General features: G+C 39.5%; 18 protein-coding genes. 8 read left to right on the top strand and 10 right to left on the bottom strand.

Annotated features, from left to right (window positions below; all coding sequences use genetic code 11):
* Positions 1-137 precede the first annotated feature (137 nt).
* The 5 genes from purC (at position 138) to purD (ending at position 8,883) form a co-directional block, all read left to right on the top strand.
* A complete protein-coding gene (purC, locus tag ACJV45_RS02780; RefSeq protein ID WP_419397601.1) occupies positions 138-920 on the top strand; it encodes a phosphoribosylaminoimidazolesuccinocarboxamide synthase in 783 nt (260 codons plus the stop codon).
* 243 nt (positions 921-1,163) lie between these two features.
* Positions 1,164-4,925 carry a phosphoribosylformylglycinamidine synthase gene (locus ACJV45_RS02775; protein ID WP_419397600.1) on the top strand — a complete coding sequence of 1,254 codons (3,762 nt, stop codon included), beginning with the start codon at positions 1,164-1,166 and terminating at the stop codon, positions 4,923-4,925.
* A gap of 66 nt (positions 4,926-4,991) precedes the next feature.
* A complete protein-coding gene (gene purF / locus ACJV45_RS02770) occupies positions 4,992-6,467 on the top strand; it encodes an amidophosphoribosyltransferase (RefSeq protein ID WP_004126002.1) in 1,476 nt (491 codons plus the stop codon).
* Between the two features lie 42 nt (positions 6,468-6,509).
* A complete protein-coding gene (purM, locus tag ACJV45_RS02765) occupies positions 6,510-7,544 on the top strand; it encodes a phosphoribosylformylglycinamidine cyclo-ligase (protein ID WP_419397599.1) in 1,035 nt (344 codons plus the stop codon).
* A 64-nt stretch (positions 7,545-7,608) separates the two neighbouring features.
* Positions 7,609-8,883 (top strand): phosphoribosylamine--glycine ligase, encoded by a 1,275-nt coding sequence (gene purD / locus ACJV45_RS02760; RefSeq protein ID WP_419397598.1) that lies wholly within the window; start codon positions 7,609-7,611, stop codon positions 8,881-8,883.
* Positions 8,884-8,908: 25 nt separating this feature from the next.
* Here the strand turns inward: purD and ACJV45_RS02755 are convergent, their stop codons facing one another.
* Positions 8,909-10,942 carry an LTA synthase family protein gene (locus ACJV45_RS02755; RefSeq protein ID WP_116692048.1) on the bottom strand — a complete coding sequence of 678 codons (2,034 nt, stop codon included), beginning with the start codon at positions 10,940-10,942 and terminating at the stop codon, positions 8,909-8,911.
* 266 nt (positions 10,943-11,208) lie between these two features.
* Between ACJV45_RS02755 and ACJV45_RS02750 the strand changes: the two genes are divergently transcribed.
* Both ACJV45_RS02750 and ACJV45_RS02745 read left to right on the top strand, forming a co-directional pair.
* Positions 11,209-12,585, top strand: coding sequence for an alpha/beta hydrolase-fold protein (locus tag ACJV45_RS02750; protein WP_116692047.1), 1,377 nt, complete (start codon positions 11,209-11,211; stop codon positions 12,583-12,585).
* 3 nt (positions 12,586-12,588) lie between these two features.
* Positions 12,589-15,297, top strand: a complete 2,709-nt coding sequence (locus ACJV45_RS02745) for a bifunctional lysylphosphatidylglycerol flippase/synthetase MprF (protein ID WP_419397597.1) — start codon at positions 12,589-12,591, stop codon at positions 15,295-15,297.
* Between the two features lie 90 nt (positions 15,298-15,387).
* Here ACJV45_RS02745 and ACJV45_RS02740 read toward each other — a convergent pair whose 3' ends face one another.
* The 9 genes from ACJV45_RS02740 to lepA all read right to left on the bottom strand — a co-directional run bounded on the left by ACJV45_RS02740 (position 15,388) and on the right by lepA (position 25,350).
* On the bottom strand, positions 15,388-15,792 hold the full coding sequence (locus ACJV45_RS02740; protein ID WP_004120727.1) for a Fur family transcriptional regulator: 405 nt from the start codon (positions 15,790-15,792) through the stop codon (positions 15,388-15,390).
* A gap of 92 nt (positions 15,793-15,884) precedes the next feature.
* Complete coding sequence (gene purK / locus ACJV45_RS02735; RefSeq protein WP_004120730.1) at positions 15,885-17,057, bottom strand: 5-(carboxyamino)imidazole ribonucleotide synthase; 1,173 nt, start codon at positions 17,055-17,057, stop codon at positions 15,885-15,887.
* Positions 17,041-17,505, bottom strand: a complete 465-nt coding sequence (gene purE, locus ACJV45_RS02730; protein ID WP_217430555.1) for a 5-(carboxyamino)imidazole ribonucleotide mutase — start codon at positions 17,503-17,505, stop codon at positions 17,041-17,043. The genes purK and purE overlap by 17 nt, the downstream gene beginning before the upstream one ends.
* A 150-nt stretch (positions 17,506-17,655) precedes the next feature.
* Entirely contained in the window at positions 17,656-18,294 is a 639-nt protein-coding gene (locus ACJV45_RS02725; protein ID WP_004120734.1) for an ABC transporter ATP-binding protein, read from the bottom strand.
* 158 nt (positions 18,295-18,452) lie between these two features.
* Positions 18,453-19,793 carry an ABC transporter permease gene (locus ACJV45_RS02720; RefSeq protein WP_419397596.1) on the bottom strand — a complete coding sequence of 447 codons (1,341 nt, stop codon included), beginning with the start codon at positions 19,791-19,793 and terminating at the stop codon, positions 18,453-18,455.
* A 24-nt stretch (positions 19,794-19,817) separates the two neighbouring features.
* Positions 19,818-21,188: an ABC transporter permease gene (locus tag ACJV45_RS02715; protein WP_004126031.1), complete on the bottom strand. Its 1,371-nt coding sequence runs from the start codon at positions 21,186-21,188 to the stop codon at positions 19,818-19,820.
* Positions 21,189-21,649: 461 nt separating this feature from the next.
* The gene (locus ACJV45_RS02710) at positions 21,650-22,105 is read right to left on the bottom strand and encodes a tripartite tricarboxylate transporter TctB family protein (protein ID WP_004120751.1); all 456 of its coding nucleotides are present in this window, start codon (positions 22,103-22,105) and stop codon (positions 21,650-21,652) included.
* Positions 22,106-22,150: 45 nt separating this feature from the next.
* Complete coding sequence (hemW, locus tag ACJV45_RS02705) at positions 22,151-23,416, bottom strand: radical SAM family heme chaperone HemW (RefSeq protein WP_419397688.1); 1,266 nt, start codon at positions 23,414-23,416, stop codon at positions 22,151-22,153.
* Positions 23,417-23,469: 53 nt separating this feature from the next.
* Positions 23,470-25,350 carry a translation elongation factor 4 gene (gene lepA / locus ACJV45_RS02700; protein WP_004120758.1) on the bottom strand — a complete coding sequence of 627 codons (1,881 nt, stop codon included), beginning with the start codon at positions 25,348-25,350 and terminating at the stop codon, positions 23,470-23,472.
* Positions 25,351-25,600: 250 nt separating this feature from the next.
* Here lepA and rpsT point away from each other — a divergent pair, with 250 nt between their 5' ends.
* Complete coding sequence (gene rpsT / locus ACJV45_RS02695) at positions 25,601-25,861, top strand: 30S ribosomal protein S20 (RefSeq protein ID WP_004113577.1); 261 nt, start codon at positions 25,601-25,603, stop codon at positions 25,859-25,861.
* The last annotated feature ends 77 nt before the right edge of the window (positions 25,862-25,938 follow it).

Raw genomic sequence — 25,938 nt, 5'->3', positions numbered from 1 at the left:
CATTAAAAAATTAAAAAATAATACAAAAAAATTGTAGGTAACAATTGTTAGTCTGAACGTGCTGACAAGGTTGGATAAACCTTCAAATAATGTTGGTTTTCGCCTACAGCCATAGATGCAACAAGAGAGGCACGTCAATGGAAAAACTTGACAAGTTGTATGAAGGCAAAGCAAAGAAATTGTATGCCACTGATAACAATAATGTGTTGTGGGTGGAGTACATGAATCAGGCAACAGCTGGCAACGGTCTTAAAAAAGCTCAAATTGCTGACAAAGGCAGCTTAAACAATCAAATAACTTCTTTACTATTCCATCTCCTTGAAGCGCGTGGCGTAAAAAGCCACTTCCTAGGGCGCGTTTCTAGCACTGAGCAGCTTGTAAAACGCATGAAAATGTTCCCATTAGAAATAATAATGCGAAACACTGCTGCTGGATCTTTTGCAAAACGTTATGCAGTAAAAGAAGGCACTCCTTTAAAGAAACCATTATTGGAATTCTGCGTGAAATCCGACGAACTTGGCGATCCATTTATTAATCCTGAAGGCGTTGTAGCTCTTGGCTTAGCAACAGATGAAGAGCTGGCAGAAATTACGCGCCAGGCTCATGCTGTTAATAATGCATTGCTTGATGTTTTCTCTAAGATTGACGTACAACTTGTTGACTTCAAGATTGAAGAAGGCGTTGACTCTAAGGGAAACATTCTGCTCGCTGACGAAATAACGCCAGATACTTGCAGACTTTGGGATAAGCGCAATACAAATAATTCTGAAGTAAGTCACTTAGATAAAGATTTATTCAGACGAGATTTAGGAGATATAATCCCAGCCTATGAGGAGATATTCTCAAGGCTTAAATCTCTTGCTCAAAGCGAAGGCGTAAACTTCGACGAAATAAATCCAAATAATTATGTTGAAGAATGATTTTTAATGTGGCTCGCATCTTTCGAGGTGCGAGCCACGCGCGTTCTTAAAGCAAAACTAAACAAAACTTAAAACAAAACTTAAAACAAAACTTAAAACAAAACTTAAAACAAAACTTAAAACAAAACTTAAAACAAAACTTAAAACAAAACTTAAAACAAAACTTAAAACAAAACTGAAAACAAAACTGAAAAACAAAACAACCAAAATAGCCAAAACGTACAATTACAAGGCAGGTTTACCGTGGTATTTCGCGTTTATGTTGAAAAGCAATCTGGTTTTGATGTTAAAGCACAGCATCTTAATCACGAGCTTAAAGAAATTCTAGGAATAGATTCTTTAAAATCAACGCGCATAATAAACAGGTATGATGTTGAAGGAATATCGGAAGATCTATTCAACACTGCTATCAAAACAGTTTTTAGCGAACCACCAGTCGATAACACCTATGATTACCTGCCCATAAGCACAAGCGAACATGTTTTTGCTATGGAATTTCTTCCAGGACAATTCGATCAGCGAGCAGAATCTGCAAGTGAATGCATACAGCTTATAAGCCAAGGAGAGCGACCAAGAGTAAGAACCGCACAAATCTTGGCTTTTAAAGGTGATTTGTCTAAAAAAGATTTAGACGCAATTAAACACTACGTAATTAATCCAGTTGAAGCGCGCGAAGCATCTTTAGATAAAGTCGATACTTTGCAAACAGAAACAGTTATTCCAGCGAATGTAGAAGTTATCAACGGATTCACCGATTTAGACGAACAAGGTTTAAAAAAGTTCATAGAAGATCGCGCGCTCGCAATGGACTTGGAAGACGCAAAATTCTGCCAGAACTATTTTAAAAACGAAAATCGCAATCCAACTATTACAGAAATCAAAGTAATAGACACATATTGGTCTGATCATTGCCGCCATACAACTTTTGGTACGCATCTTACAAACATAAAAATAGACGATGAGCAAGTACAAACCGCATTCAATCGTTATCTTGAAATGCGAGAAGAGCTTAAGCGTACAAATAAGCCGATTTGCCTTATGGATATGGCAACTATTGGTGCAAAGTATTTGAAGCATAATGGAATTCTTAAAAATCTAGACGAATCCGAAGAAATCAACGCTTGCACAGTAAAAATCAAAGTTGACGTAAACGGACACGATGAAGATTGGCTGTTTTTGTTTAAAAACGAAACGCATAATCATCCTACAGAAATCGAGCCTTTTGGTGGCGCTGCAACATGCATTGGCGGATGCATTCGCGACCCTCTTTCGGGAAGATCTTACGTATATCAGGCAATGCGAGTAACTGGCGCTGCAGATCCTAGAACGCCAATAGACCAAACTCTTGAAGGAAAATTGCCTCAAAGAAAAATCGTAACGTCGGCAGCTGCGGGCTACTCTTCTTACGGAAATCAAATTGGACTTGCAACAGGCGAAGTACACGAGATTTACCACCCAGGATATGTTGCAAAACGAATGGAAGTGGGTGCTGTTGTAGCCGCTACCCCAGCAGACCATGTTCGAAGAGAAACACCTGAGCCAGGAGACGTGATTATTCTTCTAGGTGGACGAACTGGAAGAGACGGAATAGGCGGAGCAACTGGCGCTTCTAAAGCTCAAGACACTGATAGCATCGAGGAATGCGGAGCAGAAGTTCAAAAAGGAAACGCTCCTATTGAACGCAAACTGCAACGACTTTTCCGCCGCAAAGATGCATGCAGACTTATTAAGCGTTGCAACGATTTTGGTGCTGGGGGCGTAAGCGTTGCAACGGGTGAAATTGCAGATGGCTTGATTATTGATTTAGATAAAGTGTCTAAAAAGTATGAGGGTCTTGATGGCACGGAGCTCGCGATTTCTGAATCTCAAGAGCGAATGGCAGTCGATGTTGCTGCAAGCGATGCCGACGAATTTTTGTCCTACGCGCGTCAGGAAAATTTGGAAGCACAAATTGTAGCTATAGTCACAGAAGAAGCCCGAATGAAAATGACTTGGCGAGGAAAAACAATTGTGGATCTAAGCCGTGAATTCCTAGCTTCTAATGGAGCTCCAAAAGAACAGAATATTCACGTTGAAAGTGGCGAAAACTATACTTCAAAGTGGCAAGATATAAGTGGCGAATACGCTAATAAATCTTTTGGCGAGCGCATGAAAAATCTTGTTTCCAACATAAACATTTGCTCAAATAAAGGTCTTAGTGAAATGTTCGACTCCACTATTGGAGCTGCAACAGTTCTTATGCCTTTTGGAGGCAGACGTCAGCTTACTCCTGCACAAGCAATGGTTGCAAAATTGCCAGTTTTTGGAGAAACGAACACCGCTTCTGCAATGTCATGGGGCTTCAACCCATATATTATGGAAAAGAATCAATTTACTGGAGCTTACTTAGCTGTTGTTGAATCTTTGGCAAAGCTCACAGCCAGCGGTTTTACTATCGAAAATGCTTATTTAAGTTTGCAAGAATATTTTGGAAAGCCTCATAATGTTCCAGAACGTTGGGGAAACCCAATGGCAGCTATTCTTGGAGCTTTAAGCGCACAAATTGACTTTGGTGTAGGAGCTATCGGCGGCAAGGATTCTATGAGCGGAAGCTTTGAGAATCTTGATGTTCCACCAACACTTATTTCTTTTGCTGTTTCTACAGGAGACGCGAGAAATGTTGTTTCGCCAGAATTCAAAAAAGCCAATAGTAGAATTTTAAGAATATTGCCTAAATATAAGGAAGATGGAATCACGCCTAAATCTCAAAGCTTCTTAGAGGCGATTAGGATTGTGGAAAATCTTACCTCAAATAAGCATGCTCTTTCAGTTAGCACTCCTGGATTTGGTGCTAGTGCGGAAATCTTATTTAAGATGACTTTAGGAAATCATATTGGATTAAAGCTTAATAATACGATTAGCAAGAATGATTTGTTTAAGCCAGCATATGGGTCGTTCTATGTGGAACTTAAAGATGATTCTGAAATTACGTATGCAAATTCAGATCTTGTAAGCGTAGATGTAGTAGGCGAAACTTGTAATGAGTTCGAGTTTTGCGTAGAAAATGAGAAACTTAATTTAGCTAGTTTGCAAGAAGATTGGGAAAATACTTTAGAAGATATATTCCCGTATCGAGCTAAGGGAGACTCAGTTCCTGCTATAAACTCTAGTGAACTGAAGTCTTCTCATAACCACATGCGTTCTCATAGAAAAACTCCACTTAGCCATCCTCGCGTAATCATTCCAGTTTTCCCTGGTAACAATTGCGAATACGACACTCAAGCTGCTTTTGAAAAAGCTGGAGCGAAATGCAAAACGCTTATAATCAACAACTTAAGCGCTGATAATATTGCGCAATCTGCAAAAGATCTTGTTGATGAGATTAATAAAAGCCAAATTGTTATGATTCCAGGCGGATTCTCTGGAGGCGATGAACCAGACGGTTCAGCCAAGTTTATAGCAGCTTTCTTTAGAAATCCTGCTGTTAGTGACGCTGTTCGCGATTTGCTCAATAATCGCGATGGATTAATGCTCGGTATTTGCAATGGTTTCCAAGCTCTTATTAAACTAGGGCTTGTTCCATTTGGAGATATTGTTCCAATTGATTCAGAATGCCCAACTTTAACTTTTAACACTATTGGAAGGCATCAAAGCAAGATTGTTAGAACTCGTGTTTCTTCTAATCTTTCTCCATGGCTTTCAAACTGCAAAATTGGCGATGTTCATAGCGTAGCAATATCGCATGGCGAGGGTCGATTCGTAGCCCAGCCAGAAGTTATGGATGCGCTTATACAAAACGGTCAAATCGCAACACAATATGTTGATAGCAATGGAGTTCCAAGCATGAATCTTAAAGTGAATCCGAACGGTTCACTTATGGCCGTAGAAGGAATCACTAGCCCAGATGGCAGAGTGTTTGGAAAAATGGGACATTGCGAACGCAGCGGTAGCGGTTTGTACGTGAATATTCCAGATTTTAGAACACAAAACATTTTTAGCGCTGGAGTCGAATACTTCACTGCATAATGTGATTTTTGTAGCAAGTTTATAGGAAAATCTTGATTAAGAATCTAAAATAACAGGGGGTGTTTGATGTCTGCAGAGCTTGAAGGCATTCATGAAGAGTGTGGCGTTTTTGGCGTTTGGGGTCATTCAGATGCTGCTAGATTAACATATTTCGGATTGCATGCACTGCAACACCGAGGTCAAGAAGGCGCTGGAATCGTATCAAACGATAATGGTCATCTTAAAGGTTACAGAAACTTAGGTCTTTTAACTCAAGTTTTTGCAAACGAAGACATTATGAAGAAACTTACTGGAAACAGCGCAATTGGGCATGTTCGCTATGCTACTGCTGGTTCGGGAAGTGTTGAAAACATTCAGCCTTTTCTTTTTTGCTTCCATGATGGAGATGTTGCTTTAGGGCATAATGGCAATCTTACTAATTGCACAACTCTTAGAAATAAGCTTGAAGATGAGGGAGCAATCTTCCACTCAAATTCGGATACTGAAGTGTTAATGCATCTTATTAGAAGATCAAATAAAACTTCTTTTATGGATAAGCTTAAAGATGCTTTGCAAATCGTTCATGGTGGTTTTGCCTATTTGCTTCTAACTGAAAAGGAGCTTATTGGCGTAACAGACCCGAATGGTTTTAGACCTCTTTCTTTAGGAAGAATGAGTAATGGAGCTTATGTACTCGCATCAGAAACTTGCGCATTAGATATTGTTAGAGCAGAGTTTATTAGAGATATTGAGCCTGGCGAAATAATTGTTATTAATGATAATGGTTACACGATTGACCGTTATGCTGAGAACGTTCAGCATGCTGTGTGTTCCATGGAGTTTATTTATTTTGCACGCCCTGATTCCGATATTTATGGAATTAATGTTCATTCTGCGCGCAAACGCATGGGAGCGCGATTAGCTAAGGAATCTCCTGTAGATGCAGATATGGTGATTGGCGTGCCTAATTCTTCTCTTTCTGCAGCAGCAGGTTATGCAGAGGCTAGTGGTATTCCTAATGAAATGGGATTGATTAAAAACCAGTATGTTGCTAGAACTTTTATTCAACCAACTCAGGAGCTTCGTGAGCAGGGAGTTCGCATGAAGCTCTCCGCTGTTAGAGGCGTTGTTAAGAATAAGCGTGTAATTGTTATTGACGATTCTATAGTGCGCGGAACAACATCTAAAAGAATTGTTCGTCTTCTTAGAGAAGCTGGTGCTAAAGAAGTTCATATGAGAATTTCTTCACCTCCACTTAAATACCCTTGCTTCTATGGTATTGATATTCAAACCACTAAAGAGCTTATTGCTGCAAAGCATTCTGTTGAGCAGATTCGACAATATATTGAAGCAGATTCTTTAGCCTTCTTATCTTTAGATGGATTAGTTGAATCAATCGGTTTAAATAAGCCAGCGCCTTATGGCGGGTTATGCGTAGCGTATTTTAACGGCGACTACCCTACTGCTTTAGACGATTATAGGGATGAGTTCCTCGCATCTCTTTCTAAAGAAGATAAAGAAGTTTTAGAAAATATTAAAAAGAATAGTAAATACAATTTTTAAGTAAAACTTAACTGATATTAAACAAGCAGAAAGGATTTTCCAATGCCACACGCATATGAAGAAGCTGGCGTTAGCGTAGAAGCAGGCTACGAAGTAGTGCGTCGTATTAAATCGCATGTGAATCGCACGAAGCGCCCAGGCGTTGTAGGTGGCATCGGCGGATTCGGCGGCTTATTCGATTTGGCATCTCTTGGTTACAAGGAGCCAGTGCTAATTTCTGGCACAGATGGTGTAGGAACCAAGCTTGTGATTGCAAAAATGATGAATAAGCATAACACTATTGGCATTGATTGCGTTGCAATGTGCGTAAACGACATTGCAGCTCAAGGTGCGGAGCCGCTTTTCTTCCTCGATTACATTGCGTGTGGAAAAAACAATCCTGAAATACTGGAGCAAGTAGTTTCAGGCGTTGCAGACGGTTGCGTGCAATCAGAAGCAGGTTTAATTGGCGGCGAAACTGCTGAAATGCCTGGAATGTACGACGAAGACGAGTACGATCTTGCAGGTTTTGCAGTAGGCGTTGCAGAACGTTCGAATATTGTTGACGGCTCCACTATTACTGCCGGTGATGTGCTTATAGGATTGCCTTCTTCGGGAGTTCATTCAAACGGATTCTCTCTTGTTCGTAAAGCCCTGTTTGAAGAAGCAGGTTTTAGCGTCGATACGAAGTTGGATGAGCTTAATGGCAAAACGCTTGGCGAAGTTCTTCTTGAACCTACTCGAATCTACGTAAAAGCTTTGAAGCCACTTTTTGCTGAGCATCTTATTAAGGGAGTTGCTCATATTACAGGCGGCGGATTTATTGAAAATGTTCCACGCATGTACGCAGATGATTTGGCTGCAAAAATTGACACTACTAGCTGGAGCGTTCCACCTATTTTTGGCGTTATTGAAAAAGCTGGAAAAGTTGCTCACTCTGAAATGTTCAACGTTTTTAATATGGGCATTGGCATGGTTTTGGCAGTTGATGAAAGCCAAGCAAACGAGGCAATGCGTATACTAAACGAGCATAACGAAGCCGCTTACATTATTGGCAAAATAGCTAAGCGCGAAAACGCTGCAGTTGAGTTGTTGTGAACCGCAAAAACGCAAAAACGCAAAACAGTAGACAGCAAAATCTTAAAGCAATAAAGGATTAAAAATGAAAGTTTTAGTAGTTGGTTCTGGCGCTCGCGAACACGCTATTGCACACGCGCTACTTAAAGGAGAAAGCGTTGAAGAAGTAACTGTTGCTCCTGGAAATCCTGGTATTGCAGCAGATGGCATTCAAACTGTAAACATAAGTCAATCAGATCATGACGCTCTTATTAAGTTCGTTAAAGACAACAACTACGATTTTGCGTTTATTGGCCCTGAAGTTCCGCTTATGAATGGCATAGTGGATGATTTTGAATCTCAAGGAATCCCAGCATTCGGACCAAACAAGGCAGCAGCTCAGATTGAAGGCTCTAAAGATTTCGCAAAAAAGCTTATGGCTCGTCATAGCGTTCCAACTGCATCCTACAAAACATTTGATGCTTTGGAACCAGCACGCGCATACGTTCTTGAGCATGGTGCTCCAATTGTTATTAAAGCGGATGGTTTAGCTGCAGGAAAAGGCGTTACTGTTGCTATGGATGAGCAAACAGCAGTTGAGGCTTTGGAGGATATTTTCGTCGATCATCGTTTTGGTCAAGCTGGAGCAAAAGTTGTTATTGAAGAATTTTTGCAAGGTCAAGAGTTTTCACTTATGAGTTTTGTAAGCGGAACTGATTTTTGGGTTATGCCTATTTCTCAAGACCACAAGCGTGCTTATGACGACGACAAAGGACCAAATACTGGAGGCATGGGAGCTTATAGCCCTGTTCCACAAATTAGCGACGAAACAGTTCAGCGTGCTATCGACGAAATTGTGCGCCCAACCGTTGAAGGACTAGCTAAAGAGGGTACGCCTTTTACCGGTGTGCTTTATGCTGGCTTAATTGATACAGCAACAGGTCCTAAAGTTATTGAGTTTAATGCTCGTTTTGGAGACCCAGAAACAGAAGTTGTACTTCCTCGTCTTACTTCAGATTTTGGTGCAGCTATATGGAATATTTTGCAGCATAAAAATCCGACTTTTACTTGGAAAGATAGCGGTGTTACGCTCGGCGTAATCATTGCTAGCGAAGGCTACCCTGGCACTTTAGTTACTGGAACTCCTCTTCCTCAAATTCCTGTTGACGAAAATCAAGGTCAGCACGTGTATTATGCAGGAGTAAAAAGCGATGAAGAAAGCGGCAAACTTCTTACTTCTTCAGGTAGAGTAGCTCTTGTGCAAGTGCATGGAGACGACGTAAAAGACGCTCAAAACAACGTCTACAGCATATTAGATAAGCTTAATCTTCCTCACATGTTCTTTAGGCATGACATTGCGTCAAAAGCACTAGACTTGTAGAGGATTAGCCGACTATCTGATTATCTTAAAAACCAAGAAAGTTTGTATTTTTAAGATAATGTTTCCCAGCTGTAATGTCGTACTGAATCAAGCGGTAATCATGCAATAATTGCTTAGTTTCTTTATTCATATTATTAGCAATCATTGGCTTACCATGATTATCCAGATAGATGGATTGTCCTTCTGGAATCCTATCCCAACCTTGAATCTTATTGACTACAGGAGGCTCCATAGCACTAACCTTATCGTGTAATTTAGTAAGGAAAGCTATATAAGGCGAAACCTTGGAATTAGTATGAGATGCTACTTGAGATATGAAGAAGTTTGGAGACGAATAAGTATTTTTATGAATATTTTTAATCTTATTTGTCTCAATAGCTTTTCTGTTTGACCAAATAAAGTAGTCAGTTAAATGCAAATCGAGAGAATTATTTTGATCCGCACTAGCCGTACTATATACGCCAGGAAGATGATCGCCGTAAAACACAACGGTAACAGGCTTGTCAATAGAATCAAGATTCTCTAAGAACTTTTGCGTAGCATGATCCGTGTAATTAACACCCTTAGCATATGTTTCAATTGAGGATGTTTCCGATTGTCCTAAATTAGGTGAACCATCTTTTGCTTTTGCAACAAAATCATTATTCTTATACCAATTTCTATAAGGCATATGATTTTGCATTGTGACTACTTGCACAAACTGCGGTTTTTTACTAGCAGAAATTGACTCAACTGCGCTATCGTAAGCTGAAGAATCTGAAACATAAGGAGATTTGTCCAACATTTTTCTATGAGAAATAATATTAGGACCTTCAAGAGCATAAAACTTACTAAAACCGAACTTCTTGTAGTTTATTGATCTAGAATACATGCTCGGCTCATATGGATGAAAAGCTACAGAATTTTCTTCACTACCCCAATATCTGTTTATTGTAGGAGTCCAAGAAGAATTTGGAACAAGCTGCTGATACGGGCTTGTAAGAGATGAGTTGAAGTTCACCATGCTCAATCCCGTAAGAGACATGTATTCGAGATTCGCTGTTCCCCCACCATAACCAGAAGAAAGCATTAAACCACTATCTGTTTTCTCTTTCAAAGAGCTTATAAATGGCATTGGATTCTTATTCAGTTGCAATCCTGGAACCCTCATTGGGTTTGAGAAAGATTCCGAAAGTACATAAACCACAGTATTGTCTGAAATTTTGCTTTTGCGAGAAACATTGATTTTCTTAGCTTCAGTATCATATTTTTTTAGAAGAGCTTTCATAGTGGATTCATTGTAATCCGCTGGTTTATCCATAACTTTTGGATTCACTTGTCTTAAGAAAGCAACTAAAGCACCGTTTCTTTGCGAATCATAAACAGAATCCCACATCGCAGGAGCATCGCCCATAAACTTAGCAAAACCGTTAGCACTAGAACCAACCGTTCCAACCCCAGAAACATACCATCCAAGACCCAAAAAACACACTAAGCATGTAACAACTCTAATTACAATAGAAAGGCGAAAATCCTTAGTAAACACGATTTTTCCGCGATTTACATCTACAAAATGCATAAAAATAGCAGCAATAACAGCTACAAGTACAGCAATTATGGAGCAGACAATCACGGCTATAGCATTATCTGGCAGAAAAGATGCGATATTCCCCGTATTACTCTTTAAAAAGTTCAAGTCCGCTGGAAGAATTGTCTCGTATCTAACATTAACCTTCATATACTCGATTACAGAAATTATTACAGATAATGTAATCAGAATAAGTGTAGTAATCCAAAAACGATTTATTACCATCAACAGAATTCCGTAAATTAGAGCAACTATAAGCAGATTCAAAACAAATACAAAATTTAAGCTAATCCACATTTTTGAAATTATGTTCCATGCGCTTGCCGAAAGCGAAGAAGTCATTTCCACTCGTCCAGACCTTTGAACAGAAAGCTGCACAATCATAACCATTATTGCATCAAATACAACGAACAGAACCGCATACAACCATCGCGGAATTGCAAGCTTAAAACGTTTAAAAATAGTAAGAAAATTGCTTAATGGCAATTTCACACCCTTCTAATTACATGACTAATACATAACTCATTTACGCATCTATGTTACAAGTACATCTTAATTATCGCTATCGTCATAAATAAACATAACTTGTAGTAAACAATTGTGTATATTCATACTTTTGACGTATTGTAATAAACCCTGTATCTTTTATCATTATAATTGATGACATAATATAGAAAATTTTAAGGATTACGAATTATATTATCAACGGCTGTATTTTTGATAGCTCTAATCTAGTGAGGTTTTAAGGAACAGTAAGAATGAAGTTTATTGCCACAATTAATCTAATGCACGGCATACTACCTGTAAGTATATTCACAATATCTGGATTATGCTTAGCTGTCCTTTTAATAACAAAATCTAAAAAAATAAAGTATTTTCCATCTCTTTTAACACAATTAGGTTCTGCGTCATTATTCGCACTTATATTTGGATTTATAACTTGGCTTATTTCAGACGTTTTTCTTGTATTCGGAGTAAGCCTAGGATGGCTTGTGATTTTTTCTATTGCAGGAGGATTTGCAGCCGTAGGCTTTGCTTTAAGCGCTGCGATAATATCTAAAGGATATAGAAGAGCTTTCGCAATATTTTCAATTATTTTGTTTATTTTAGCCACAATGATTCGCGTAAATATGATTTATGGCGAATACACAACTATTGGATCAGTATTCGGATTAGGTAATTATCCGAAGCTTGAAGAGCATAATAAACATAATGGGGTTATGGAAATCGCTGATTGGAATTCACTTGCAGCACAAAACAAGCTCCCAAAAATACCATCCAAAGGAATAAGTAGATCCGTTAAAATTCCCGCAACAACATCTAACTTCCGTGCCCGCACCGCAAACGTCTACTTACCACCAGCAGCTTTAACAAAATACGCTCCAAAACTGCCTGTAATGGTTCTTCTTTCTGGTCAACCAGGAAGCCCTAATAGGCTATTTGCTGCGAGCGAAATCGTAAACACCTTAGACGCTTATGCTAAGGATCATAATGGTTTAGCTCCGATTGTTGTGTCACCAGATCAAAACGGTACTGCAACACACAATTCTCTTTGCGCGGATACAAAGGTTTATGGAAAAGCGCAAACTTATTTGACAAAAGATGTTGTTAATTGGATTCATAAAAATCTACCAGCCAGCAACAATCCAGCACTTTGGCTAATGGGAGGATTTTCTCAAGGAGGAACTTGCGCAACTCAGATTGTGCCAGCTTATCCTAAACTATTTGGAAACATGTATTCTGCAGGCGGAGAACTAGAGCCAACATACAAGAATCGCAATGAAACAATAAAACGTTATTTTGATGGAGATCGCAAAAAATACGAAAAGCATATTCCAGCAAACATAATGAGAAAAAATGCTCCTTTAAAACAAAATTATTACTCTATAGCTGGAGCTTGGGATCCTAAATCGCAAGTAAATCAGTCTAATATTGCTATAGCGGCTCATAAGTCTGGAATAAGCGTTATAACCATGATTTCTAAAGGATCTGGACACGATTGGCATACCGTTCAAAATGGGTTAAAAGTTGTAATCGACCATCTTTGTAAAGATTCTGGAATAACAAGCAATTATCCAGATTTAAACTCTTATAATAATATTCAAGTGGTTATCAATCAGAAGGTGAGGCGATAAATCATGCCAAACTTTTTATCAAAAAATCACGAGTCTACAGCAAAACATCATTTAAGCGTTCTTACCAACGATGTGCGCATGTGGCTATCTCAGCGCGTGCTAGCAGCGAAAATAACTCTAGTTTTCTTGGTTATTAACCTTATTCACTGGGTTTTCCGTACCGTAATGCACATCTATACTTATGGTACCAATGCAACTCTTGCACAATTCTTCTCGTATCATAAACCGAAAATAAGCTCTACTTTTTTGTTTGGGCATAGAAATATTACACAGCTTCTGATTAAACTATTCCACTCGCTATTTTTTGTAAATAGTTTCCCATCTCTAATAGTAAATGCAATACTTTCACTTGTTTTAATAGGGTTAGCCGAAACACGTATCGGTAAAATGCGTTTGCTTTTTGTTTCCGTAACAAGCACTCTTATTGGAACAATACTCGGTCTTACTTTAATCGGTAATCTTTCAATGATTATTAGAAACATGCGTTGGATTACTAGAATACCAATTAGACTTTCTCCTTTTACACTTTTTGTTGGAGCTTTTATGGCTGCAGCAACATGCGAATCGATATTGTGGCGTAGACGAATGTTTGTTTTAGGATACGCAATCACGTCTGCGATGCTTCTTTATAGTGGAAATCCTGGGGATTATTGCACAATTTTTGCAGCAATTTGTGGCCACATTATTGGCAATCTGATGAACAAAAATAGCAATGCTAATACAAATACTGTGAAAAGCGCGAACTGGTGGGAAGGAACAGACTACGAGATTAGACGTCTATTTGCCATAACTCAACTTGTTATGGCTTTAGGACCAGTTCTTGCACTATCTTCTAGATCTCATGCTGGAATACTAACTACATTAGGTTTATTCATGTCTCCGCAAATGGGCACGAAACCGTGGCTAGCAAGATGTATATCAAACTATAGTTCAAGCAGTTGCCTGCTTCATTCAGGATTACAGCACGCAACAATAGGAGGTCTTTGGATTCGTATTCTTTTGCCTATTGTCACTTTAATGATTATATCTTGGGGACTTTTACGCGGAAGAAGACTTGCAGCTTATGCTGCTATAACAATCAACGCAATTACAGCCGTATATGCAACCATGTATTTTGCTATTTTGCCTTTGATTGCAACTAAGCAAACTGTAATTTTCCACAAGAATAATGCTACTTCTATAGCATTTATGCTTACGGCTTTGCCTCCTTTATTAATCGCAATCCTACTGTTTATAAGCATAAAGCATTTTCCAAATCATAGTGATAAGCTTGAGCGCAGAGTTGGATTAGCCGCAATTGTTTTTGCACTATTTTCTACTGGAATAGGATATGTTTGCTTCGGGTTGATTGCACCAAATGAATTTAAGCCTGTAGCAGACTTGCATCATTTACTACGTGACCTTCCAGGACGTTGGATGCCTATGGGCTTTGGATTAAGATCCAATGCCATGCTTACACCTATAACACCTTTGTCTTTAGCAATAACTCAAGGTGTTGGAGTTATATTCTGGCTTGTTCTTTTTGCTGTTTGCATGGTGTGGTTTAGAAACAAAATAACAATTAATGAAGAAGACCGCGAAAAAGCGAGCAAGTTAGTTCAACTTGGTGGAGACACCATGAGTTTTATGACAACATGGCATGATAACCACTATTGGTTCTCTAACACTGCACGTTCAGCAATAGCATATAGACTTAAGTATGGGGTTGCTTTAACACTAACTGGTCCTTTCGGAGATAAAACAGAATATAAACAAGATTTGAAAGCGTTCATTCAGATTTGCGAGCAAAATTCTTGGTCGCCAGCATTCTACGCTGTTCATGATGAAGAACGAAAATCCTTGGAATCTCTTGGTTTTTCTTCTATAAAAGTTGGAAGCGATATGCTGGTCTACCCTAAAGAGTGGCAAACTAGGGGTAAAAAGTGGCAGGATATTCGCACTGCCATAAACAAGGCAAAACGTGATGGAATAACGGATGTTCTTAGCACATACAACGATGCTCCTTGGGAAGTTCAGCAACAAATTATTGAGATTTCGGAAGAATGGGCAGAACTTAAAGCCCTTCCAGAAATGAAGTTTACTCTTGGCGGTTTGGAAGAATTGCATGATCCTAGAGTAAAGATTTTGTATGCGATTGACGAGAACAATCGCGTTCTTGGAGTTACAAGCTGGATGCCGACTTATGACAATAATCGCGTAATCGGGTGGACTCTTGATTTTATGAGGCATCGCACAGATAGCCCTAATGGAATTATGGAACTGCTTATTGCGAGAATGGCAGAACGGTTAAGAGACGAAGGTCTTGAAAATCCAGAATCTGCTGTGGAGTTTATGAGCCTTTCTGCAGCTCCTCTTGCTGGAATAACAGATATTTGTGAGAATCCTACATTAAGCAATGAGGATTCTGGCAAAGATACTCAGGCAAGCCAAAAGCCTACGATTCATGGGGATTCTCAATCTTCGAATCATCATGAATCAAATGATATTATTGTTCATACGCTTGAAATGATGTCAGATATTTTGGAACCAGCCTACGGATTTAAATCGCTATACTTCTTTAAAAAGAAGTTCCAGCCGACTAATAGGCCTGTATACATATGCTATTTGGATTCTGCAAAACTAGCACAAATATCTTTGGCTGTAACAAGTTCTTATTTGCCAGAGACTAATCCTAAGCAGATTTTAGAAATGATAAAAACGCTTAAAAAATAGTTCATAGTAATATATAGAAAAATCAGCCTAAATTCTAAATCTAGGCTGATTTTCAACTGTAAACAATTAGAGTGATTAATGAGTTTGCAATCAATCTACACTCTGATTACAGTCTGGGCATAATCCAAACACTTCCAAAGTGTGATCTATAACCGTATACCCATGAGATTCGGCGATCTTGTGAATCCAACCCTCATCATCAGGAGGCTCTATATCAACGGTTTTACCACACTTTTCACACACAAGATGGTGGTGATGAGTATTCTCATCGCAAATGCGAAACAGTTGCTGTCCATTAAAACGAACAGTATCAACATCGCCACTTTGTGCAAGCATATTAAGCTGACGATACACTGTGGCTAAACCAATGATCTCGCCATCTTCCACAAGCGCGCGATGCAGATTCTGTGCAGAAACAAAATTACGTGAAGCTCTTAAATGTTCAAGAACAGTTTCTTTTTGCTTAGTGTTTCTGCGTACTGGCTCACCAACCATTATTTAACCTTTTACCTTTCAAACTATTAAAAAATCTAATACTAGTCCAACAAACTATAACTATTTAAATTTTAAGACTAATACTAAATCTTTTAATCAAGCTCGTCATCCCAACACCCAGTAGCATCTAATTCTGCAGCTTCTTTAACTGGGTCATCACACAAAACAGTAATATGACCCATTTTGCGATTCTTACGAACCTCAGCTTTGCCGTAATCGTGCACATGCCATTCTGGATGCTCTAATATAAGCGAACGAGTAGGAGCAACATGTTGACCAAGAACATTAACCATAACTGCAGGAGAAAGCAGCTTAGGCTTTTTTAAAGGCCATCCAACAATACCGCGAATATGTGCTTCAAACTGATCCATATCGCAAGCTTCAATCGTGTAATGACCAGAATTATGAGGGCGAGGAGCAAGCTCGTTTACTACTACACGATTATCTTTAGTAATAAATAACTCAATACCAAGCGTGCCAGCAAGCTCAAAACCTTTAGCAAGTCGAAGCGCTAAATCGTGTGCGGTCTCTTCTACTATAGAATCCACCACTGCAGGTGCGAGAGTCATATGAAGAATGCTATTATGATGAACGTTTTTTACAAGAGGATAAGTCACAAAATCATTACCATTGCCAGAAACAAGAATTGAGGCTTCAAAAGCAAAATCTACAAAACCTTCAAGAATTGACGGAGGGAATTTTCCTCCCCTATCGGAACGGTGATGAATATTAGCAACATCTTCTTCAGTGCGAAGAACATCCTGACCATGACCATCATAACCACCACGACGAGTCTTAAGAATAGCAGGCAAACCAATTTCTTCGATTGCTGCATCTAAATCGTCAAGATTATTGACTTCACGCCATTTAGCAGTCTCAATACCATGTTTATTAATAAACTCTTTTTCACAAACACGATCTTGCGTAACACGCAATAAATCTGTGCCCTGAGGAATAGCAGTTAAATGACGAACTTTATCTAACGCATCGGCGTTAACATTTTCAAACTCGTATGTAAGAACATCACAACGTTCAGCAAGCTCGCGCAAACCTTCAGGATCATCATAATTTGCCTCAACCTGCAAATCTGCAACCTGAAATACTGGGCAATCAAGCGTTGGATCTAAAACTCCTATGCGGAATCCCATATGTCTGGCTGCAATAGCCATCATGCGTCCCAATTGACCGCCGCCAATAATTCCAATAGTGGCTCCTGGCATCAAACGCTCTACAGCACCATTAGTGACTTCAGATAAGCTCGGCATTAGATTCCTCAACCTTCTCTTTTAATTCTTGACGGTAATCTTCAAGTTCGTCTGCAAGACGATTATCTGTTGTGCTCAACATGCTTACTGCAAGCAAACCAGCATTTGTAGCACCCGAGTTACCCACAGCTGTTGTAGCAACAGGAATACCACCAGGCATTTGCACTATAGAAAGCAAAGAATCCCAGCCCGAAAGAGCATGGGATTTTACAGGAACACCAACAACTGGAAGAGTTGTTTGAGCAGCAATCATACCTGGTAAGTGTGCCGCTCCACCAGCGCCAGCAATAATTACGCGAAAACCATTTTTTCTAGCACTGTGAGCAAAATCTGCCATAAGTTCTGGAGTGCGATGTGCAGAAATAACTTTTTTCATATACGGCACTCTGAATCTTTCTAGGATTTCGCAGGCATGACGCATGGTTTCCCAATCACTTGAAGACCCCATAACAACCGCCACAATAGGCTTAGAATCTGACACTTCAGCCACAACAACCTCCCCGTGTATGCACTAATACGCAACTTCTGCGCAAAGGTTACGCACAGGTTTTACTTTACGCAGAAGCACGGAAAAATTGTTGATAATTAGTCTTTTATATTATTTTTTTGTTAACTGTTTGTTTTTGAGAACATATTTTATGTCTGCAGCAGCAGCCACATCGCTCGAATGCGTTACAACAATTACACATTTTCCATGTTTATGAGCTGCGTCTTTTAAGATTGATATAACTTCTTGTGTTGTATTTGGATCCAAGCTACCTGTTGGCTCATCGGCAAGAATAACAGGAGCAGAAGATACAAGCGCTCGCGCAATAGCCACTCGCTGCTGCTGTCCGCCAGAAAGCTTTGTTATATTTCTAGTTGACTCGTCTTCGCTAAGTCCCAGTTCTTTAAGAATCTTGGAATCAGCATTTGAATTAACAAGACGCAAGTTTTCTACAGGAGTCAAATAGTCGATTAAATTGAAATTCTGAAAAACTAAAGACACATGATTCTTGCGATGATTAGAATATCCACCATTCTTGGAAATATCTTGTCCATCAAACAATACTGTTCCTTTTGTTGGAGTATCTAATCCTGCTAGAAGAGATAGCATAGTTGATTTTCCAGCTCCAGATTGACCTGTAATACTGTATATTTTTCCAGATTCAAAATCAACATTAACGTTTTTAAGAACAGGAATATTAGTTGCACCATAAGAATAATCAACGTTGTTAAGTTTTAATAAAGTAGTCATAATAAAACTCCAATATTTTCTAAATTTAATATTTAATACTTAATATTTGATACTTGTAAATTTTTAATTTTCTATCAGAATCCGAATCTTATTCTTAATAAAATCCAGTTAAATCCAATCTTCTAATTGATTCATCTTAATTATCTAAGAAAATCACCTCAGCTCATTGAGTTCAATACAAAACGAGGCTTTTTAAACATTATTGGCGCAAGAGCAATGCATAGAGATACAAACGCTATAGCAAATCCTATAAGAATAGCAAAAAATGTTTGTTTATTTGGAATCCAAGAAATGCTTAAGTCAGAAATTGTACTATTTGAGACATTAGCCAATAGCATTGATCCTACACTTGAAGATATTGCAGACCCAATTAGAATTGATGCAACTGAGCAGAAGGCTGTTATTATAAAAACTTCTATAATCATTTGCAAAGCTATTACAGACTTGTTCATACCAATTGACATTAGAACGCCAACTTCGTGAATCCTTCCTCGTACCCAAAATACAAGAACTAAACCAAGCAGTATGATTCCAACTGCTGCAAGACACATTAAAATCATTGTTACTAGTTGCTTAACTGTTTTTACAGATTGAAGAACAGAGGCAAATCTTTGCGCATTATTTTCTACAGAAAGCATGCCATCGCCATCGTTTTTAGCTATTTTATTGGCTTCTTCTAAAGCTTTTTCTAGATTATTTGAATTTTGCATAACACACTTTATAGAACTGCGATTTTTACTTCCAGACAAGTAAAGAGCGGATTCTAAATCAGTTATTACGTGATTTTCGGTAGAGTCCGACGGCAACGCACCCTTTGTTTGCATCTTTCCAGAAAAAATTCCAACAATCTTAAGATTAATGCTTTTGCCACCCTGTTTTAGTTTTAAAACAGATCCGAGTTTAAGATTATTTTGCTTAGCAAAAGACTTGTGAATTATTGCAGATTTTGAACGCTTAAAGTCGCCAGCTGCAGAAGAATCAATATGATTGCCTTCCTCAAGCTTATATAATCCTTCTTGAAAACCTTGTGATAACTGTGATTTAGTTGTTCCCGTTATTGAAACAAGCGAAAACATTCCATCATTGTCTAAACGCGGACCATTTATTGGCGCTACAATCTTAGCGTTAACAGGATTTGCTAAAACATCTTTTTCTTCTGCAATAGTTTTTATTCCACTAATCTTTTTAAATTTTGCAATAAGACTTTCGGAAATTCCTTCGTTTTTTTGCAAATCTTGAGGAATATCTTGCTGTGATTGATTAGCAGAATCACTGGAAGAATCAGACTCTGGCAAAGTCTCTCCCTGCGTTTTTGCATAAACGCTAAAACCTAAGCCAATATTAGAAGCTATTTGATTCTCAAGATTTTTTACAGAAGCAATAACTCCACTCTGGCAAATAAGCGCACTAAGAACAACCGTAATAATCAAAGCTAAAATAGCACTGCGCCTTGGTTTTCTAACTATAGCTAGCCAAGCTCTTTTTATAATTTGAGTCATTTTACCACCTACTTTTGCAGCCAACTACTTTTGCATGCCAAGCAAATCCCTAGGAGACTTTCGCAAAATAGGAAGATAAGACAACGCAACTGCCACAATAATAACCATCAGAACAATTAATGACGATTGAATTAAACATTCTGTGTTAACTTGAACAGCAATCTTATCTAATGTTCTCGTTGCCATGCTCGATTCTAGATTTCCTCCAGCTTGACCCATCGAACTAAGCTGCTGCGCGGCAGAATTTTTTACTGAGCCTAATGCGCAATCACTAATCCAAGGAGATATTGCGCTCGCAAAACCGTAACCTATTGCAATGGCTGGAATAGCAAGTATCACAAGCTCAGAAATCTGCTGCAATACAAGTGACGCCTTTCCAACACCAATTGAAGTTAGAACACCAATTTCTCTTCTACGCTCATTAATCCAAAGAATAAGCACTAATCCTAAAGCAATTACAGCAAACGCGCTTACTGCAATAACTGTTATGTTCATCATGGATTTTACGCCTTTTGCTGCTCCAATCATGCCTTGTACGAATTGATCATCTCGAGTAATCTGATAATTTTGCAAATCAATCGGCAGCTTAGACGCTTCTTCAATCACAGAATCTGCGTCCGATCCTTTTTTAACCTTAAAACTTGCGTCCTGGTATATTTCTTTTCCAGGCTTATATTTGTAAAGTTCTCTAGTTGTTTTTAAATCTGTATACACAGTGTTTGCAGTTAATTCCGCGCGCGTTGCAACTGGGCGATTGTTAGCTCCGCCATAAATTCCAACTATGCGTGTTTTTACTTGCTCCGTAGAATGGTTAAGATTATCAGCGTCAAACGGGTTTGCTTTAAGTGTTAATGAATCGCCTAATTTTAAGCCATTTAGTTTTGCTAAATCTTCGTGAATTAAGGAAGCATGCTCATCTGATTCTTGCAAAGCTCTTCCTTTAACCATGTGGATTGATTTTGTTTTAAACGCATTTAAGCCCTTAGAAGAGTTTGTTCCCTCTAGGTTTACAGCGTTGCCGAATTGCTTTTCTCTACGAGCATCGTAATCTTGAACACCTTTGATTCTAGCTGCTTTTGCGTCAACTAAATCAGCAGTAACATTTTGACGCAAAACATAAGAATCAACGTTTTTTAGTGACGCGATTTTTTTAACATCACTTGGCTTAACAGTTCCTGCTCCCCTAGGAGTTCCAGGATTTACTTGCGGATTATTTGCTAAAACAAAACTAGATTCTGCCTGTTCTTCTACCTTTTTGCCTTCTTTTTCTGCAGCAATCGCAACTGCAGAAGATGACAGCAGAAGCGTTGAAATTAATGCTAATATTACAAACACTATTGCTGATTTCACTCTTTTTCTCAAAACGTAGCGTATTGCGCGAGAAATAAATGTCATCGACTACCTTCCTCATTGAACACTTGTCATTATGAAATTGTCTGTTACAAAATAGGTACAATAAGTACAATCTCGTAGCTTATATGATTTACCCTTATAAAAAGCTAAGAAAGAACTGTTGATTTTCTTTAAATATCTTAGAAAATTTTATGAAAATTACTGATTTAATCTAAAAAACATGCGCAATATTGTTATAATCATTTTAAATATTTTTAGTTGTCGAATGATTATAGAAGAAAATTACTCAAACAAACTATAAGTTTTACTAATTAATACTTACTAGTCAAAAAAATTTATTCTGCATGATTTAACTAGAATTTGCATGATCATTTTGCAGGATTTGCATAGATAAAAGCGTGTAAAACAACTAGGCGAGCACATTGTATTAACAAAGTACTCGCCTTGATTATTGAAAACAGTTTTATTTATTTATAAACAAACCTAAATCGACCCAAATCTAACTAAAGCGCTGTGCCGTGCTGATCGAGTCGCGGATTTTGCTTAGAGTTGCTAAAGCTAAAGAACAGACCAAACACGCCCAAAGCAAACAACACTGCAACAGTTATAACAAGCACCATTGGTTGGCTCGGAAGCCACATAATCACCAAGAATGCGAATGCAGAAAGCAAAAGAACAGCCCAAGAGCACACACCAATAACCTTGCGAACAGTATTCCAAGTATCATCTCCAGCCTTAGCTCGCTTAATATTACGAGTTAACTGTTCCTCTTGTTCTGTAACGCTAGAAGATGGCTTCCAACCGTCAACGCCATTTTCTTGAAGTCTTCTTGAATGTTCTTGCAAATTGTATTCGTCAATCATTCCACCGCGACCGCGGCCATTCGTTTGATCGTATTGAGACGGAATTCCCCTACGATTCTGCCTGGCTTTTGCACGACGTTCTTTGCGGTTTGCCATGATTGATTCCTTTCTGCATTGAATTTTCACACAATATGAATCATTTTAACGCATAACTAAGCCATTTTGGCACGCGTCAACAATTCTTTCGACTAATAAATCGTTTAATAAACGCCCTTTTCGAGTGGCAATAATACGATTTTCATGCAACACTGCCAAACCTTCCTTACACACTTCGATTAACACTTTTTGCAAATAAGAATCGTCAAATTCGCGATTGGCTTTACGCATCTTTGTGCACAATTCATCAATACTAAGACCTTCCTTAATGCGCAACCCAAGCATTACTTCTTCAATCAACGCATCTTCACTATTTATGCACTCGTAGTTTTGCCAAGGCACATTTCCTACATTAATCGCCTGCGCCCAACGTTTTGGATGCAAAATATCCCAAGATCTAAGATTATAAAACTTGCTTGAATCCGCCAAAACAGCACAATCATCCATGCTTTGTTTGCTAAGGCCACTCGCCGAATTGTAGTGAGAATGAGCACCTGGGCCAATTCCTGCCCAATCAATGTTCTTCCAATATCCAAGATTATGTTGAGACTCAAAACCAGGGCGCGACCAATTAGAAATCTCATACCATTCTAAGCCAGCAGAACTAAAAAGACTATCTGCCAACTCGTATTTCGCGGCTTCATCATCGTCATCTGGCGCTTGAATTGTGCCAGCAGCAATCTGGCGACCCATTTTTGTACGCGGCTCTACCGTTAGCGCGTATGCAGAAATATGGTTAACTCCTAGGCTTAAAGCCATTTCTACCGACTTTCGCCAATCGTCTAAACTCTCCCATGGAGCTCCATAAATCAAGTCAACACTTGAGCGCAAGCCACAAGCATTCGCCGCATTTACTCCGCGCTCTACGTTTTCTGGAGTATGCGTTCGGTCAAGCGTTTTTAACACATGCGGCACAGCAGATTGCATTCCAAAAGATATTCGTGTAAATCCGCCTTCTGCAAGCGTCTCAATATAAGACTCATCTGCAGTGTCTGGGTTTGCTTCCGTAGTGACTTCCGCCCCAGACATAATGCCCCACAAATTACGTATTTCTTGCAAAATTCGCACTAAATCTTGCGCTTTAAGAACAGTCGGAGTTCCGCCGCCGAAGAAAACAGATTGCGCTTTAGGCTCAAAAATCCCGTGATACTCCTGCCACTTTTTTACAAGACGCATCTCGCGAATCGCAACATCCGCATACCCTTCACGACTCGCGCCTTCGCCCAAATCGCGAGCAGTATAGGTATTAAAATCGCAATAACCGCATCGACGCAAGCAAAATGGCACGTGCACATACACTTCAAAAGGCATGAATGAACGCGAATCTTCACTAGGCTTGTTCGATTCAAAATTCAATATAATCCTCAGCCTTCAGACTTTTGCGCTGCACGAATCTTATCTTTAGTGTCTCTATCATTTGCGCCATCATCCGTAGCCAAAGCCGCAACAAAGGCTTCTTGTGGAACTTCAACATGTCCAAGCATCTTCATGCGCTTCTTACCAGCCTTCTGCTTTTCAAGAAGCTTACGCTTACGCGTAATATCGCCGCCGTAGCATTTAGCAAGCACGTCTTTTCTAAGCGCACTAATAGTTTCGCGCGCAATAATTCTAGAACCGATTGCAGCCTGAATTGGAATCTCAAACTGTTGGCGAGGAATAAGTCCGCGAAGCTTCTTAGTCATCATAACGCCGTAAGAATAAGCCTTATCGCGATGCACGATTGCACTAAAGGCATCAACCTTATCTCCCTGAATAAGAATATCAACCTTCACTAAATCTGCAGCTTGCTCGCCATCTTCGTGGTAGTCAAGAGAAGCATAACCCTTTGTGCGGCTTTTAAGCTGATCGAAGAAGTCAAAAACGATTTCCGCAAGAGGAATCCGGTAATGCATTTCCACGCGGTCTGCACTAATGTATTCCATTGTGCCCATTTCCCCACGATGATCTTGGCACAAGTCCATAATCGCGCCAATAAAATCTTTAGGCGCAATAATGTCGGCAGCAACCATTGGCTCAATAATGCGCTTGATTTTGCCTTCTGGAAACTCGCTAGGATTAGTCACATGATGCTCTGTGCCGTCTTCGCTTGTAACATCGTAAGTTACGTTTGGAGCAGTTGAAATAAGATCCAAGCCAAACTCGCGACTTAAGCGCTCGGAAACAATCTCCATATGCAACAGTCCCAAGAATCCGCAACGGAAACCAAATCCCAATGCAACAGACGTTTCTGGCTCGTAAATAAGAGCAGCATCGTTAAGTTTTAACTTGTCGAGAGCATCTCGAAGCTCTGGGAATTGCGCGTTATCAATTGGGAATAAGCCTGCGTAAACCATAGGCTTAGGGTCTCTGTAGCCCTCCAAAGGCTCGGATGCAGGATTTACGGCGCTAGTAATAGTGTCGCCAACTTTAGATTGGCTAACATCTTTTGCACCCGTAATTACATAACCAACTTCTCCAGCTCCAAGCGCCTTAGTTGGAGTCATATCTGGGCTAATAACGCCGATTTCAATAGGATCGTGCGTCATGCCAATACCCATCATATGCAATTTTTCACGCGACTTAAGCTCGCCATCAACCATACGAATATAGGTTACGATTCCGCGATAAGAATCGTAGACGGAGTCAAAAATAAGCGCGCGAGCGGCACCATTAGGATTTCCACTAGGAGCTGGCACTTCCAACACGATTTGGTCGAGAAGATCTTTTACACCTTCGCCAGTTTTTCCAGAAACACGTAAAACTTCGTTAGGTTTGCAACCAATTAATCCAGCTATTTCTTCAGCATGCTTGTCTGGCTCCGCACTAGGCAAATCGATTTTGTTTAATACAGGAATAATCGTTAAATCGTGTTCGATTGCCATATAAAGATTGGAAAGCGTCTGCGCTTCAATACCTTGAGTGGCGTCCACAAGCAAAACCGCGCCTTCGCACGCTGCGAGCGCACGCGAAACTTCGTAAGTAAAATCGACGTGACCAGGAGTATCAATCATGCCAAGCGAGTACTCTTTGCCGTCAAAAACCCACGGCACGCGAACAGCCTGCGATTTAATAGTAATTCCGCGCTCTTGCTCAATATCCATGCGGTCCAAGAATCGGTCTCGCATCTCGCGTTCTGGCACAATTCCTGAAAGCTGCAAAATGCGATCCGCTACAGTAGACTTGCCGTGATCTATATGCGCAATAATGCAGAAATTGCGTATCAACGATTGATCCGTAAATCCTGGCTGGTTATGCGGTGTAATCAAAGCAAATATCTCCTTTTAAGACACAATGAATATATAATGTGCATCAAGCACTGTAACTCATTAATGGTAGCAACTTGACTACCCTAGTCCAAGAAGATAAGAACAGCAAGTTATGCACTTAATTACATTTAATACATACAGTAAGCATTATGGTGGTTAATATTCGTGAAAATTAGTGGTTTTATCCAAGAATCATGCTATGCTTACCCTTTGTATGTCCTTGATATAGCAAACGTCGTTTGGAGTAATAGTGGCAAACATTAAGTCGCAGAAAAAGCGCGTGCTCACCAATGAGAAGGCACACAAGCGTAACGTGGCAGTGAAGTCTGCTTTGAAGACTGCTATCCGCGCTACTCGTGAAGCCATCGCTGCTGGTGATAAGGCTGCAGCTGAAGCTGCATTCGCAGTGGCTGCTAAGAAGCTTGACAAGGCTGCAGGTCGTGGTGTGATTCATAAGAATCAGGCTGCAAACCGTAAGTCTGGTCTTGCTTTGGCAATCAACGCTCTTTAAAATAATCGCATTAGATTGCGATCTTAATTAGAGTTTGAAAAATCTCCGTTATCATTTGTGTACATTTGGTAACGGAG

The sequence above is a fragment of the Gardnerella lacydonensis genome (genome assembly GCF_048545055.1).
Taxonomy (GTDB): Bacteria; Actinomycetota; Actinomycetes; order Actinomycetales; family Bifidobacteriaceae; genus Bifidobacterium; species Bifidobacterium vaginale_C.
Note: the sequence above shows the minus strand (reverse complement) of the source record. Positions and strands in the feature narration are given on the sequence as shown.

Excerpts from the sequence above, each read along its gene's own strand:
- purC (WP_419397601.1), top strand. The coding sequence starts at position 138 with ATGGAAAAACTTGACAAGTTGTATGAAGGCAAAGCAAAGAAATTGTAT.
- purF (WP_004126002.1), top strand. The coding sequence starts at position 4,992 with ATGTCTGCAGAGCTTGAAGGCATTCATGAAGAGTGTGGCGTTTTTGGC.
- purM (WP_419397599.1), top strand. The coding sequence starts at position 6,510 with ATGCCACACGCATATGAAGAAGCTGGCGTTAGCGTAGAAGCAGGCTAC.
- purD (WP_419397598.1), top strand. The coding sequence starts at position 7,609 with ATGAAAGTTTTAGTAGTTGGTTCTGGCGCTCGCGAACACGCTATTGCA.
- ACJV45_RS02750 (WP_116692047.1), top strand. The coding sequence starts at position 11,209 with ATGAAGTTTATTGCCACAATTAATCTAATGCACGGCATACTACCTGTA.
- ACJV45_RS02745 (WP_419397597.1), top strand. The coding sequence starts at position 12,589 with ATGCCAAACTTTTTATCAAAAAATCACGAGTCTACAGCAAAACATCAT.
- ACJV45_RS02740 (WP_004120727.1), bottom strand. The coding sequence starts at position 15,792 with ATGGTTGGTGAGCCAGTACGCAGAAACACTAAGCAAAAAGAAACTGTT.
- purK (WP_004120730.1), bottom strand. The coding sequence starts at position 17,057 with ATGCCGAGCTTATCTGAAGTCACTAATGGTGCTGTAGAGCGTTTGATG.
- purE (WP_217430555.1), bottom strand. The coding sequence starts at position 17,505 with ATGGGGTCTTCAAGTGATTGGGAAACCATGCGTCATGCCTGCGAAATC.
- ACJV45_RS02725 (WP_004120734.1), bottom strand. The coding sequence starts at position 18,294 with ATGACTACTTTATTAAAACTTAACAACGTTGATTATTCTTATGGTGCA.
- ACJV45_RS02720 (WP_419397596.1), bottom strand. The coding sequence starts at position 19,793 with ATGACTCAAATTATAAAAAGAGCTTGGCTAGCTATAGTTAGAAAACCA.
- ACJV45_RS02715 (WP_004126031.1), bottom strand. The coding sequence starts at position 21,188 with ATGACATTTATTTCTCGCGCAATACGCTACGTTTTGAGAAAAAGAGTG.
- ACJV45_RS02710 (WP_004120751.1), bottom strand. The coding sequence starts at position 22,105 with ATGGCAAACCGCAAAGAACGTCGTGCAAAAGCCAGGCAGAATCGTAGG.
- hemW (WP_419397688.1), bottom strand. The coding sequence starts at position 23,416 with ATGCCTTTTGAAGTGTATGTGCACGTGCCATTTTGCTTGCGTCGATGC.